Source organism: Synechococcus sp. CC9902 (genome assembly GCF_000012505.1).
Lineage (GTDB): Bacteria > Cyanobacteriota > Cyanobacteriia > PCC-6307 > Cyanobiaceae > Parasynechococcus.
In genome coordinates this window covers 389,805-403,833 of the sequence record NC_007513.1, presented here as the reverse complement: position 1 = coordinate 403,833, position 14,029 = coordinate 389,805, and the positions used below count along the sequence as shown (strand labels likewise).

The window sequence follows — 14,029 nt, the reverse complement described above, 5'->3', positions numbered from 1 at the left end:
ATTATGCAGGCTGTTGCAACAGATTGATCAAAACAACGCTGAAATCGAGAAACTGAAAAGATTAACGACTAAATCAATGTCCGATTCGGACCATCCACGTGATTCAGCGCGCCATTCTTAGGAGGATCACGTTGGTGAAGCAAACACCCTTCTTGTTAACAACTCTGTGGTGAATCAGGATCTTTTCGCCTTCCACGGAGAACAACAGCGCCGTCGGCTTGCACCACTGGCTGATCGCATGCGGCCTCGCACCCTGGAGGAATTCGAGGGGCAGCAGGGAATCTTGGCGGAAGGTCGGCTCCTCCAACGCGCGATCAAAGCCGACAGAGTTGGAAATTTGATCTTGCATGGCCCGCCTGGGGTGGGCAAAACGACCCTGGCCAGGATTGTGGCGAACCACACCCGCGCTCATTTCAGCAATCTGAATGCGGTGCTCGCGGGGGTGAAGGATCTACGTGCCGAAGTAGATGCCGCACAACAGCGGCTTGAGCGGCACGGGCTGCGCACAATTTTGTTTATCGATGAAGTGCATCGATTTAACAGCGCCCAACAAGATGCCCTTCTGCCTTGGGTGGAAAACGGAACCGTCACCCTGATTGGCGCTACGACAGAAAACCCCTTCTTCGAAGTGAACAAAGCCCTCGTGAGCCGTTCACGCCTGTTCCGGCTTTTGCCCCTGGAACCCAAAGACCTTCACCAGCTCCTGCAACGAGCACTCACAGACCAAGACCGGGGCTATGGCGAACGCTCTGTGGTGCTGGACACAGATGCCGCCAACCATCTTGTCGATGTAGCAGGAGGAGACGCCCGCAGCCTGCTCAACGCTCTCGAACTGGCGGTGGAAAGTTCTGAGCCAACGACGGACGGAACCATCGCTATCAACCTCGCCACGGCCGAGGAGTCGATCCAACAGCGCGCTGTTCTGTACGACAAACAAGGTGACGCCCACTACGACACCATCAGTGCCTTTATCAAGTCGTTGCGAGGCTCAGATGCCGATGCAGCGTTGTTTTGGCTCGCACGCATGGTGGAAGCCGGTGAAAATCCCCGATTCATTTTCCGACGAATGTTGATCGCCGCTGGAGAAGACATCGGCCTAGCAGACCCCCAAGCGATGGTGGTGGTGGAGGCATGCGCTGCAGCCTTTGAACGGGTCGGACTACCAGAAGGGCTCTACCCCCTCGCACAAGCAGCTCTATACCTAGCCGGAACGGAAAAAAGCAACAGCATTCTGGGCTTCTTTGATGCCCTTAAGAGCGTCCGTGACGCCAACCGCCAGGACGTCCCCCCCCACCTACGCGATGCCAATCGAGACGGCGACGCCTTCGGAGATGGCGTGGGTTACCGCTATCCCCATGCCTATGCGGACCATTGGGTGGAACAGCAATATCTGCCCACAGCGCTGCAAGGCGAAGTGTTTTGGCAGCCTGGGGCTCTGGGCTGGGAAGGACAACGGCGCGAACGAATGGGTGCTCGCCGTGCAGCCCAGCTCGCAGCCGCCGCTGAACTTGCGTCTGATCAACCACTTCTGCTCAGCAGTGGACCCGACAGTCCCGGCCTAGAGCGCTGGATTCAGCGTCAACTCGGACAAGAGGGAGAACGGTTGCATCAACTCCGCAAACGTCTTTGGGAGGGCGTCTCTTGGCAACGCCACGATCGCGTTTTAATCCTTGGAGCCCGGTCGCTGATCTGGGCCCTTGATCCCCTACAGGCTGTTCCTGAGGGGGGCGTCACCATGCTCTGCAACAGCACCGACGATCGCCACCGCATCGAAGCCCAGATCCAACTACTTGACCCCGAACTTCGCCCCCAACTCCTCAGCGGTGGACTCGAAACGTTGCAGGCGAACCAGGCCTTTGAGTGGATCGGTGGTCGCTTCAGCACCACCGACCTTCAACAGCTGAATTGGACTGACCTAGAGCACCAAATTCAAAACCACTCCCATGGCGACACCACCCTCCGTCTCCTCACAACAAGGGCAGAAGCCGGACCGGCAGGAGCTCTACTTCAAGCCAGCAGCAGCGATGCAGAGCTGGAGACACTCCTTCAAAAGGAGCAGTTATGGCTGGCCGCACAAACACAAGCCCATCACGTCTTCGAAGCGGAAGGATGGAGTGGATCACAAGACAGTTGGTTGGAAACCCTGAACCTTCCATGGGGGCCTGACTTGGCAGACCGCTGGCTCGCGGAGGGTTCCTCTTACCGCGTCGCGATGGGAACCATTGATCCGACGGTTCTGACCCTGCTTCGCCAACGTCTTGAGGGGATCGGACGCAGCGGTTTACGCCTTCCCATGCGTCACGAACTTTTCATCGGACGGCGCAACGCGTCCGTCAATCAGCGCAACGCGTCAACCGAAAAGGCATAAAAAAAGCCCCGGCAATGCCGGGGCTGCAGGAACAAGGCTTATCGCCTGATCACCAGAGGGGGCGTGCAGGAGCAGGAGCCACGGTGCGAACCGGAGCTTCAGGCAGCTGTGAATTGGCCTGGACACAAGCGGGGAGGAACACGTACCAAGAGAGCAAGGAGGTGCACTGGGCGTCGCCTTCGCACTTGTCGGGAGCACAGACGTTCTGGGCACCGGTGTAAGTACCACAGGTGTCAGCCAGACGGAAGTCGACAGGCAGAGCAGCCATGATGCTGGCTGAAGAGATCTCGCCGTCGATGGAGTCGGCAATGATCGCGGAACGAAGAGCCACAACGGCGGTCTTCTTCATGCGCCAGTAGGGGAAGTAAGACGCGGTTTGGTCCTTGAGGAACTTGACACCGTCATCGGAGTTCAAGAAGCGGGATACGCCGATGATGTCGACGCTGTAGCTCTTGGTCATGCCTTCTTGAATTTCTTCGGCAGTCCAACCAGAGTTGTTGATGCCGGCATCAAGAGCGCGGTCGGTGACCTCACCGGTTTCGAAGAAAGTCTTGAATTCGCTGGAGGTGGTGGTCCAAACAGCACCACCGGTGTTCCAACGCACAGGGCGGCTAGTGCCGGCTTCAGCGGGTGCAGCCAGAGCGGCCAGGGATGCGCCAGCAAGGATGCCGGCGGCGAGACGAGTAAACACGGACGACAAATAGGGGATGTCATTTAAAAAACTAGCCGTCAAGAGAAAAATCGCCAACAGCCGTTGGTCAGTTAGAGATTTGCTGCACAACAAATGCCCCTAAACGCAGTGCTGAACTGCACTTCACTTGCAAATTATGCTCGATTTGGACCACCAAACTCTTGACTTCAACCGTTGAGACTTTGAGAGCGCTCAACAGCAACGATTTGATAGGCCGTACGCTCGAATTCATCAATCAAATTTCAAAAACCTGTGGCCCTACAAGTTGGAGATCCCGCTCCAGATTTCACACTTCCCAATCAAGACGGTGAATCTGTTCAACTCTCCTCGCTGAAAGGTAAACGGGTGATTCTTTATTTCTATCCAAAAGACGACACCCCAGGCTGCACGAAAGAAGCCTGCAATTTCAGGGACCGCTGGGGGCGCTTCGAAGAGCACAACATCAAGGTGTTCGGCATCAGCAAAGACAACGCTGCATCCCACACCAAATTCATCAGCAAGCACTCGCTCCCATTCACGCTCCTGACAGACGAAGAACCCTGCGCGGTGGCAAGCCTCTACAACAGTTATGGCCTCAAAAAGTTCATGGGCCGGGAATATATGGGAATGATGCGTCACACCGTTGTAATCGATGCCGAAGGACGCATCGAGCGCCTTTATCTCAAGGTGAAGGCAGCCACAATGGCCGACACTCTTCTGAGCGACCTCGGACTCGATTAACCCGACGCGTCTAGTAAGTCGAACAAGCCCCGCAACTGCAACTCCGGATCCAGTTGCAGTTGTGGAGACGAGCTCCGCAGTTCTGTGGCGAGTAGCTCCGCATCGCCGCCACAGAGCCAAAGCCTTCCACCGCAGGCCCTCTGCGCCTCCTGAACCAGGCTGACCATCGACTGAAGGACGCCACGACGCATCGCTGCCACGGTGTCTTTTGGAAAGCGTTCTTGCCCAGGGGCGGCAAAAACCATCTCAGGCAAAGCCTCTGTCCCTTGCGTCATCGCCAGCAGCTGAAGCCTGTAGCCAGGGATGAGCTGACCACCGACAAACTCTCCATCTGGCGAGAGCACCGTGATGCTCAACACCGTGCCGGCATCCACCAGCAGCAGTCCGGAACTGAGATCCAACGACAAGTCCAAACTGCGGGTCCATCCAGCCCATGCACCAATCGCCCGATCCACTCCCAACCAAGGAGGACAACCCTTTAAGGGAACATCCGAAAGCGTGATGCGCCGTTCCAATGCCGCTGACATCAACTGCGCTGGAACAGCTCCGACTGCCGCCCATCCCCCCAGTTCCCCGTCAAGACGAGCCAGATCTGGCAAACCATGGTGGAAGCGCATACCGAAAGCATCCCGTTCTCCCCAGTGCCATCGGCTGTTGCCGATCAGTAACACCTGCTTGCAGTGTTGGGGTGTCAACGTCAGATGCCTTCTCCCAAAAGTCCTTCCACCTCCTCCTGAGGCAGGTGAATGCCACATTCCTGCTTTAAACCACCAAAACGCGTATCCCGGCCGTTGAGATCCCCACCATCCGGACCACTGGAATGCCAATCCCCCACGGTGGAATAGCCCTGTTCGAATAAAGGATGTTGCGGTAAGTCGTTGTCGTTCATGTAATAGAAAACATCCTTTTTGGTCCAATCCAAGACTGGTCTGAGTGAGAGCCTGTCCCGAATTGGATCCAGCGACGTCATCGAGCGGCGATGGTCGGTCTGGCCACGCCTAACCCCACTGGCCCAACACTTGATATCCAGCTGGTCCAACGATTCTTCCAACGGATCCACTTTGCGAATCCGGTGATAGAGCTCCATATCAGCCACCGCACCCGTTTCCCAGAGGCGACCATGTAGGGCTTCCATCCGTGCTGGAGACATCACACTCTGTGCCACAACGAGACGGATATCGACCAACCCCATGAGCTGCTCAACGTAGGCATACGTCTCAGCAGGGAGGTAACCGGTGTCGACCCAAATCACCGGGACCGCATGCCCCCCGGGCAACTGGCTCAACATGTGCAAGAGCACCGATGATTGGATGCCGAAGCTGGTGGTGAGCGCAAACTGCTCACCAAATGTTTGATGTGCCCAGGCCAAGCGTTCCTGAGGAGCAAGACCGTCCAATGCCAAACGGTTCTGCTGCAGCAATTCAGACCGCAGATCAGCCTGCTGGGCCGCCTCGACCTCTGCCGACGTGCGCACCATTCCGTCAGGACCCTCCGTCATGCGGCCATCCTCCCCTGTCGCCGGTTCTCGCTGTTTGCCTATCGTTGAACAAAGCTCGTTTCGACCATGACATCACCAACTTCTTCGGCGGATGCCGTGGTGATTGTCGGAGGCGGTTTTGGTGGATGGTTTGCGGCTCTCGCAATTCAAAAACGACTGCCTCACTGCCGTGTGGTGCTAATCGAACCCCGCAGAGAGTTTCTGTTTCAACCATTGCTCTATGAACTTCTCAGCCATGAGCTGCAGGAGTGGGAAGTAGCTCCGCAATACAACGAACTCGTGAGTCACCACGGCATTTGTTGGTTGCAAGATGAGGTAATAAGCATCGATCGTTCGAATCACTCCCTACAAACCCGTTCCGGGGATTGCATCCCGTGGAGGCAATTGGTGCTTGCAACGGGATCACAACCCAACGATTTCGGCATTCCCGGGGTGAAGGAACACAGCCGTGGATTCCGCAACCTCAGCGATGTGCGAGAGCTGCGTCAACGCATCCAGGATTTGCTCCACCAGAGACGGGCCAATGCAGCCCTCGCCATTGTTGGGGCAGGCCCCACGGGAGTGGAGCTGTCCTGCAAGCTGGCAGACCTCCTGAACGGCAGCGCCAGAATTCATCTCATTGAAAAGGGAGACAGCATCCTTCCGAATAGCTCGGCTTTTAATCGAGAACGCGCCACTGCTGCCCTGGAGCGGAAAGACGTTTGCCTCCATCTGAATGCAAATGTGGCGAGGGTTGAAGCCGATCGAGTTGTGTTCGCCGAAGGAGAGGAGATTGAGCACCAGGGTTTGATCTGGACGGCAGGCAGTCAGGCCAAAGTGCCCTCTGTTCAGCCCCTCCCCCAATTGCATCGAGGCCACCTAGCCGTTCGCGCTGATCTGCGACTCCAAGACAGTTTTGATGTTTTCGCCATCGGTGATACAGCCATGAACGGCGAAGACCCAGCCCCAGCGAATGCCCAGGTCGCGATGCAGCAAGGGGAAGCCGTGGGTGATGCGATTGCTGCTTTGCGAGCTGGCGAAGAGCCCCAGACCTTTGAATTCAAGGATCGAGGAGAAATGCTCAGCCTCGGCATCGGAGATGCCACCTTGACTGGGCTTGGAATCACCCTTGCAGGCCCGCTCGCCTTTCAACTGCGCAGAGCGGCCTATCTCACACGCATGCCCGGCCTATCAGTTGGTGTTCGCTCCGCCGGTGCCTGGTTGCTGAACCGTTGAAACAAGCCCATCTCGGTGGCCGCACCAAAGGCCTGCGTCGCAGCCAAGAGCGTCAGCTCGATCGCCTCAGTCAACGCCGCCATCCAGAGGACGGGCTTGAGCTGCTCACCCTGGAGCGCCTGAGTGAGCTTGTGTTGGAACTCAAAACCCCACTGCACCTGATCATTGATGGACGGGGCCTGTGCCGACTGCTTTGGCTCGGCCCCCTCTCAGGCAGCGACTCCCCCCTGAACCATCTGCCCCAGGCGCCCCGTCGCCAAAGCGGCGGCTGGCGACTGGTGAGCTGCCCTTTTTGCAGAGACGGCTTGAATTCAGACCCAGCCGATGCCGTTGTGGCTTTGGACATCGGCCCACGGCAGTGGTTGCGCTTTGCCCCAAAACCAGGCGCTGATGGGATCCGAACGGCCGAACTTCTTTACCCCGATTCCAATGAATCGGATGGCTGGTTCCACCAAGAATCAGGAGACCTGCGGGACCTCTGCGAACGCGAGTTAGAAGACGAGCGCTCCCAACCCATCGCCGAGGCAGCCAAGGGTATGGAGCGAGTGCTCTTACTCACGCTGATCGGCCACGATTCATGTGAAAGCGAACGTGAACTCGCGGAACTGGAAGGGCTCGTTCGCAGTGCAGGCGGTCAACCTGTCGCTGTGATGAGCCAAAAAAGCGGCAGCACGAATCCCCAAACCCTCTGGGGGAAAGGAAAACTCCAAGAGGCTGCCCTAGAAGTTCGGCGAAACGGTGCTTCGCTCGTGATCACCGATCGCGAGCTCACCCCGGTTCAAGCGCGCAACATCGAGCGCCTCGTGAACTGCCCGGTTTCAGACCGCAGCGAGCTCATCCTCGACATCTTTGCCCAGAGGGCAGGCAGTGCTGCGGGGCGTCTGCAGGTGGAACTTGCCCAATTGCGCTATCGACTCCCAAGGCTCTTAGGCCGAGGCCAAAGCATGTCGCGCCAAGGGGGCGGTATTGGCACCCGAGGGCCTGGTGAAACCCAGCTGGAAAAAGACCGTCGAGCGATCAGTCGAAGAATTGAACGTCTTCTGCGGGATCAACAACAATTGCAAGCCCATCGCAGCCGCCTCCGCGATCAACGTCGTGGCCTGCCACGGGTTGCCTTGGTTGGTTACACCAACGCCGGAAAGTCCAGTTTGCTCAATGCCCTCTGCGGACAACGGGAAAGCGATCGCGTCTTGGCCGAAAACAAATTGTTCGCGACGCTCGATCCCACGACTCGAAAGCTCGATCTGCCACGCCCTGGAGAACGGCCCCAGCGCATGTTGCTCACCGACACGGTGGGATTCATTCGCGACCTTCCCAAACCTTTGGTGGAAGCCTTTCGCGCCACCCTCGAAGAAGCCCTGGATGCGGATTTACTGCTAATCGTGGTTGATCTTGCTGATCCAGACTGGGTTGGTCAGCTCAGCACCGTGCATCGCTTGCTTGATTCCTTGGGGAGTTCGGCTCTTCGTCGCGTGGTGGCCAATCAAATCGACCGCTGTGAGCTCGAAGCGATTCACTCCATTCGCGACCAGGAACCCGATGCACTGTTTCTCTCTGCTGTCCGGGGAGATGGCCTACAGGGCCTTCAAGACTGGCTGCGCAGTCAATTCTTTGATTCCGATGCAGAATCCTCAGCGATGACGACAAGCGATCTGGCGCAATGACGGAGTTGATCAGCGCGCTTCAGACACCGCACGCTTTGATCACCTTGTCGGTCCTCGGACTCGCAGTGATTCTGTTCATCACTGGAGCTTTGGCTCCAGAGTTGACCGGATTGCTAAGCCTGGGACTGTTACTGGCCTGTGGGGTCCTCAGTCCCCAAGAAGCCCTTGCTGGATTTGGGAGTCCGGCCTTGATCACGCTGCTCGGACTCTTCCCCGTTTCAGCTGCACTGTTCAAAAGTGGAGCCCTCGATCGATTGCGAGGCTTAATTGCTTCAGAGCGAATCCGGTCCCCAAGGCGACTGATCGCGCTGATGGCCTTTGTGATTGCACCCGTTTCCGGGGTCGTCCCCAATACACCCGTGGTGGCGTCCTTGCTTCCGTTGGTTGAGAACTGGTGCCATCGCCATGGGATTTCGCCATCAAGGGTGCTACTTCCCTTGTCGTTTTCCACGGTGCTAGGGGGAACGCTCACGCTGTTGGGCAGCTCCGTGAACCTGCTGGTGAGCGACATCAGTCAGCAACTGGGCTACGGATCATTCGAGTTGTTCACCTTCACGCTGATCAGCCTGCCCATTTGGCTTGTTGGGGCGCTCTATTTGGTTCTGGCGCCCCGTTCCCTACTCCCAGATCGCGGCAATGATCTGGATGATCTGAGCCCCCAACGGAGCGGGTACTGCACCGAGGTCACCATCCCTGACACCTCAGAATTGGTCGGTCGATCACTCTTGAATAGTCGGCTCCAACGCCGGTTTGATGTCGATGTCCTTGAAATCCAACGCGGAGGAGAACGCCTTCTTCCGCCTCTAGCCGATCGTCGCTTGGAAGCAGGCGATCACCTCTTGCTGCGAGTCACCCGAGACGACCTACTGCGACTCCAACAAGACCACACCGTGCAGCTGACAACCCAAGGGCAAAACGCTGGCTCCAGCCTGAATACAAGCCAGGTCAGTGGCCAGAAAACCGTGGAGGTTTTGCTGCCAGCAGGATCTACCCTCGCCGGAGCAAGCCTGCGAGAACTACGGTTTAGGCAACGGCACAACGCCACGGTTTTAGCGCTGCGCCGCGGCCAAGAAACCGTTCAAGAACGGCTGGGTCAAGTGGTGCTCCGTGAAGGCGACGTGTTGCTTCTTCAGGCACCGTTCGATTCGATCCGCGGCCTGCAAGCAAGCAATGACCTACTAGTGCTCGACAGGCTGGAAGACGATCTCCCAACGGTGGGGCGCAAACCCGTGGCCGTCAGTATCGCCATTGCCATGCTGCTGCTGCCCACGATCACCCCCATCCCACTGGTCGCAGCTGTTTTGCTAGCAATGGTGTCGGTGGTGGCGACGGGATGTCTGCGGCTTGGGGAACTCCAACGTTCGATCCGCCTCGATGTGATTTTGCTGCTCGGTTCCCTCACCAGTTTCAGTGTGGCGCTGCAAACCACAGGTCTTGCCGATGCCCTAGCCGCTGGAGTCCAGCAGTGGCTCAACGGCTGGCCCACGTACTACGCCCTCGTGGCGATCTTCCTTGGCACCACCCTTCTAACCCAAGTCATGAGCAATGCCGCTTCGGTGGCACTCTTAGCTCCAGTGGCTGTGCAACTAGCTCCAGCCCTCGGACTCTCCCCTTTCGCCCTCTTGATCACCGTGTTGTTTGGGGCAAGTCAATCGTTCCTCACCCCCGTGGGATATCAAACCAACTTGATGGTGTTCGGCCCAGGCAGGTATCGATTTCTCGATGTCACCCGCTATGGCTTAGGACTGACGCTGATCATGACCGCATTGATCCCTGCGCTGATCCTTTGGCATTACGGCTGATCCTGACTAACACTGGTCGCACTGAGGCCTAGCCCTTGCCAATCCGAAAGGCTATTGAGCGAAGCCAGAGCTGGCGCCTTCGCCTCACCGTGCCGCAATTCACAGTGGTGACCGGGTTGCTGGTGGTGTTTCTCGGCACACTGCTGCTCGCCACACCGCTGTGTTCCAACAGCAGCGTTGGGCTTTGGGAAGCGCTGTTCACAGCAACATCGGCCATCACCGTCACCGGACTCTCGATCATCGATATCGGTGTTGACCTCACCGCCTTTGGCCAGGCGGTTTTGGCGCTGATGATCCTGACGGGGGGACTTGGATTGATGGCCATCACCACCTTCCTTCAGGGTTTTGTGATGCATGGCACAGCCCTACGCCGCCGCTTGGACCGAGGTCAAACCCTGGACGAATTTGGCGTGGGAGGAGTCGGAAGCACCTTTCGCGCCATCATCATTACCGCCCTGGTGGTGATTTTGTTGGGCGCTTTGGTGCTCTACAACTACGGATTCGACGACATTCCCAATCGTGGGGAACGGTTGTGGGCAGCGGTGTTCCACAGCATCTCTGCCTACAACAATGCTGGATTTGGACTCTGGTCGGACAGTCTGGAGCGTTACCACGCCAATCCCGTTGTGAATGGCGTGGTCATGGTGCTCATCATCACGGGAGGCCTGGGTTGGAGAGTCACCAGTGACCTCGCCACCCAGGCGTTGCGCCGTGGTCGCAGCCGCCGACGCCTCAGCCTGCATTCCCGACTGGTGTTGCGCACCTCTTTTCTTCTCATTGGGTTTGGGGCCCTGGGCCTAGCCATGACCGAGTGGCTGAACAAAGGCGGGGTGTTCATTGAAATGACATGGTCGGAACGCTGGATGACAGCACTCTTTGAGTCCGTTACGGCCCGCACGGCTGGCTTCACCACCATTCCGCTTTCTTTGGAGAACATCACCGAATCCGGCTTGTTGCTGCTGATGACCTTGATGTTCATTGGCGCCAGTCCTGGCGGCACGGGCGGTGGCATTAAAACCACAACGGTGGCAGCGCTCATGGCCGCCACCCGCTCCACCCTGCGAGGACGGGACGCGGTGGTGATTCGCAACCGCGAGATTGCAGACAAAGTGGTGCTGCGCGCAGTTGGCATCACCGTTGCGTCGCTGCTGTTCGTACTAGGGATGGCACTACTAATCAGTATTGGCAGCAACCTCAATGGCGAAGACCCATTCACATTTTTGGAGATGCTGTTCACCTGCATCTCGGCGTTCGCAACGGTGGGCCTTGATCTAGGGGTCACCGCAGAACTCAGTCGATTTGGCCAAGGCGTGCTCCTCGTGGGCATGTTTGTGGGACGTCTCGGCATCCTGTTGCTGCTCAGCGCAATCTGGGAAGCTGCAACGCGGGAGCAAATCCACATCCAACGCCAGAATCGGGTTGGTTACCCCCGCGAAGACCTTTATGTCTGAGTGCATTCCAAGCCCAAACGCCTCAACGTCATGAATGAGTGGTGGCATTGGAGCCCGTTACAAGGCAGTGAACGCCTTGGCTTCGCAATCATTGGCGTGGGACGTTTTGGCATCGCGGTCTGCAGAGAATTGCTGCAAAACGGTGCGGACGTTCTGGCCGTGGATCGATCTGCTCGGGCCATTGAGGAGCTGCGACAGGTGGAGCCCAGCGTGGAAGCCCGGGTAGTCGATTGCACCGACGAAGAATCCCTACGGGAGGCCGGGGTGCTGGATATGGGAACCGTTGTCGTGGCGATCAGCGAACCGATTGAAGCCAGCATCACCGCAACGTTGATTGCGAAAGACAGTGAAGGGAGTCAGGTCAAGCAAGTGATCGCTCGGGCTACCAGTGATCTGCACGAAAAAATGCTGAAACGGGTTGGTGCCGATCGCGTGATCTTCCCCTCAAGAATGCAAGGGGAACGACTGGGACTGGAACTCGTCCGCCCCAACCTGATGGAGCGACTCGCCCTGGACGAGCAGCACTGCATCGAAGAAATCAAAGTTCCGGAACTGTTCGTTGGGCGCTCCCTGCGGGACCTCAACCTTCGTAAAAACTTCCGGGTGAATGTTTTGGCTGCTGGCCCTCAGAGCAGCCTCACGGTGAATCCACCGGCGTCCCATGTGCTCGAACTCGGGCATTTGCTCGTTGTGATGGGCCTGATCGACGACCTTCAGCGCCTTCCAAAGATGTAAGCCATGCGCTGTCTTGGCCTAATGAGTGGCACCAGTGCCGATGGAGTAGATGCCGTTCTGGCCGACTTTCGAGGGTCGCCGAACCACCCGCAATGGGATCTGATTCGGCATGTGCATCATCCATACCCCGAGGCTCTACGCCACAGGGTGGTCAGCGCTGGGCAAGGGGAGCCGAGCCGTGCGGATCAATGGCTTGATTTAGCGGAAGCAATTACAGAAGCCCAAGCCATGGCCGCACGATCCTGTGATCCCCATGCAGAGGCCGTCCTAGTGGGATGCCATGGCCAAACCATTTGGCACCGCCCCCCCACATCCCAACAGCGGGGTGCCAGTTGGCAACTTCTCCAGGCTCCCCTCCTCGCCCAACTGTTAGAGCGTCCTGTAGTACACGACTTTCGTGCGGCCGACCTTGCCCTCGGCGGTCAAGGTGCACCTCTTGTTCCGAAGGCCGATGCAGCACTTTTGGGCGGAACAAAGGGTTGGCGCGCCCTGCTCAATCTGGGCGGCATTGCCAATCTCACGTTGATCCCTCCCTGCTGTGGCCCCGACCGTGATGCATCGGTGCAGGGATGGGATTGCGGACCCGCCAACAGCCTGATCGACCTCGCTGTTCAACAATTCAGCAACGGAACACTGCTATTCGATCGCGGCGGTGCCATGGCGAAGGCCGGCCACAGCGATGAAACAAGCATTCGTCGCTGGCTTCAAGAGCCGTATTTTCAATCCCCACCACCAAAATCAACAGGTCGGGAGTTATTTGGACGCGCCAACCTGCAGCAGCGTCTCAACGACTTAGGCCGGGACTGTTCCAGCCAAGATGCCGTCGCCACATTGACCAGCTTCAGCGCCGCAGTGGTGGCCCAAGACCTGGAGCAACTGATGCAACGCGATCGAATTCGTCCACTGGAGTTAATCGTGGCTGGAGGGGGCCGCCACAACCCAGTGCTGATGGATCAACTGCAACAACGCTGCCGCGGCCTCCAATTGAGCAGCAGCCAAGAGATGGGTCTGCCGGTGGAAGCACGGGAGGCTTTGGTATTTGCACTGCTGGCCTGGTGGCATCAGCGCAAACATCCCGGTAATTCACCATCCATCACCGGAGCCACGCGAGAGAGCGTTCTCGGCGTGTTGGTGCACCCTGGCTAACTAGGCCGATACAGCCGCAATCGACGAGGCGCTCCCCGCAGTCGACGGGGTTGCTGGGATTCAAGGGCTGAACGAAAGCGTTCCTCTCGACTGAGGGGCTTTTCTGCAGGGGCCTCACCTTGTTCTTGGCGCTGAACCCCTTGCTGGATCAGCACACGCGCCATGTTGCTGACCGTTCGCGACTCCGACTCAGCAAGGGCCGTCAGCCGGGCACACAAATCCTCCGGAAGGACCACCTGGATCCTGGGGGACTTGGGCTTCCCGCTAGCTGACGTCTGTCGAGTGGGCACAACCGGATCGTCAGAACGACTTTCAGTTACCCGCAAGTGTACAGAGGTGGTCAAGGGTAGTATCCATGCTTATGTTGAGGGCACTGGTCCTCCTCGGAGTGCTCCGCGCATGACCCAGTCCACACCAAAATCCAAGCCCACGCTGCAATCCCGGCGCAGCACCGCCCCTCGGCGCAGTCGGACACGCAGTCCTCGACGCAGCCCTGAAAACAGCGATGTGCTCGTGTCGGCTGTAGTGAGCACCTATTTGCTCACCCATCTCCACCATGTTTTGCAGCGAGCGGAGTACGCCGCCGTTCAGGAAGGTCGTGGCTCACAGGCCGCGAACTACGCCCAGCTGAGAAAAGTGCTTTGCATGGACGCACGGAGCATGGAAGACGCGTCAGCCCTTGGGCAACGCGATGAAAGCTTTGAACAAGCTGCCTGACGAATCGGATAGATCTGAATAG

13 protein-coding genes are annotated in these 14,029 nt (G+C 57.9%); 9 read left to right on the top strand and 4 right to left on the bottom strand.

What is annotated here, in order from left to right; all coding sequences use genetic code 11:
• The first annotated feature begins 166 nt into the window (after nt 1-166).
• Nucleotides 167-2,368, top strand: coding sequence for an AAA family ATPase (locus SYNCC9902_RS01925; protein WP_011359213.1), 2,202 nt, complete (start codon nt 167-169; stop codon nt 2,366-2,368).
• 49 nt (nt 2,369-2,417) lie between these two features.
• Here SYNCC9902_RS01925 and SYNCC9902_RS01920 read toward each other — a convergent pair whose 3' ends face one another.
• Nucleotides 2,418-3,116, bottom strand: coding sequence for a protein phosphatase (locus SYNCC9902_RS01920; RefSeq protein WP_369776165.1), 699 nt, complete (start codon nt 3,114-3,116; stop codon nt 2,418-2,420).
• A 195-nt stretch (nt 3,117-3,311) separates the two neighbouring features.
• On the opposite strand from SYNCC9902_RS01920, the gene bcp reads away from it, so the two are divergent.
• Nucleotides 3,312-3,779 carry a thioredoxin-dependent thiol peroxidase gene (gene bcp, locus SYNCC9902_RS01915; RefSeq protein ID WP_011359211.1) on the top strand — a complete coding sequence of 156 codons (468 nt, stop codon included), beginning with the start codon at nt 3,312-3,314 and terminating at the stop codon, nt 3,777-3,779.
• Here the strand turns inward: bcp and SYNCC9902_RS01910 are convergent.
• Nucleotides 3,776-4,474, bottom strand: coding sequence for a type III pantothenate kinase (locus tag SYNCC9902_RS01910; RefSeq protein ID WP_232179243.1), 699 nt, complete (start codon nt 4,472-4,474; stop codon nt 3,776-3,778). The two genes, bcp and SYNCC9902_RS01910, sit on opposite strands and share 4 nt — an antisense overlap.
• 2 nt (nt 4,475-4,476) lie before the next feature.
• Nucleotides 4,477-5,277 (bottom strand): phosphoadenylyl-sulfate reductase, encoded by an 801-nt coding sequence (locus tag SYNCC9902_RS01905; protein ID WP_011359209.1) that lies wholly within the window; start codon nt 5,275-5,277, stop codon nt 4,477-4,479.
• A gap of 66 nt (nt 5,278-5,343) precedes the next feature.
• Between SYNCC9902_RS01905 and SYNCC9902_RS01900 the strand changes: the two genes are divergently transcribed.
• The 6 genes from SYNCC9902_RS01900 to SYNCC9902_RS01875 are packed head-to-tail and all read left to right on the top strand — an operon-like array spanning nt 5,344 to nt 13,290.
• A complete protein-coding gene (locus SYNCC9902_RS01900; RefSeq protein WP_011359208.1) occupies nt 5,344-6,492 on the top strand; it encodes an NAD(P)/FAD-dependent oxidoreductase in 1,149 nt (382 codons plus the stop codon).
• Entirely contained in the window at nt 6,489-8,156 is a 1,668-nt protein-coding gene (hflX, locus tag SYNCC9902_RS01895) for a GTPase HflX (RefSeq protein WP_011359207.1), read from the top strand. Before SYNCC9902_RS01900 ends, hflX begins: the two co-directional genes overlap by 4 nt.
• Nucleotides 8,153-9,958 carry an SLC13 family permease gene (locus SYNCC9902_RS01890; RefSeq protein ID WP_011359206.1) on the top strand — a complete coding sequence of 602 codons (1,806 nt, stop codon included), beginning with the start codon at nt 8,153-8,155 and terminating at the stop codon, nt 9,956-9,958. The genes hflX and SYNCC9902_RS01890 overlap by 4 nt, the downstream gene beginning before the upstream one ends.
• A gap of 35 nt (nt 9,959-9,993) precedes the next feature.
• Entirely contained in the window at nt 9,994-11,409 is a 1,416-nt protein-coding gene (locus SYNCC9902_RS01885; protein ID WP_011359205.1) for a TrkH family potassium uptake protein, read from the top strand.
• 30 nt (nt 11,410-11,439) lie between these two features.
• The gene (locus SYNCC9902_RS01880; RefSeq protein WP_011359204.1) at nt 11,440-12,144 is read left to right on the top strand and encodes a potassium channel family protein; all 705 of its coding nucleotides are present in this window, start codon (nt 11,440-11,442) and stop codon (nt 12,142-12,144) included.
• A 3-nt stretch (nt 12,145-12,147) separates the two neighbouring features.
• Entirely contained in the window at nt 12,148-13,290 is a 1,143-nt protein-coding gene (locus tag SYNCC9902_RS01875; RefSeq protein WP_011359203.1) for an anhydro-N-acetylmuramic acid kinase, read from the top strand.
• On the opposite strand, the gene SYNCC9902_RS01870 is transcribed toward SYNCC9902_RS01875, so the two are convergent.
• Nucleotides 13,287-13,580 carry a ribbon-helix-helix domain-containing protein gene (locus SYNCC9902_RS01870; RefSeq protein WP_011359202.1) on the bottom strand — a complete coding sequence of 98 codons (294 nt, stop codon included), beginning with the start codon at nt 13,578-13,580 and terminating at the stop codon, nt 13,287-13,289. The two genes, SYNCC9902_RS01875 and SYNCC9902_RS01870, sit on opposite strands and share 4 nt — an antisense overlap.
• Before the next feature lie 109 nt (nt 13,581-13,689).
• Between SYNCC9902_RS01870 and SYNCC9902_RS01865 the strand changes: the two genes are divergently transcribed.
• Nucleotides 13,690-14,007 carry a hypothetical protein gene (locus tag SYNCC9902_RS01865; RefSeq protein ID WP_011359201.1) on the top strand — a complete coding sequence of 106 codons (318 nt, stop codon included), beginning with the start codon at nt 13,690-13,692 and terminating at the stop codon, nt 14,005-14,007.
• The last annotated feature ends 22 nt before the right edge of the window (nt 14,008-14,029 follow it).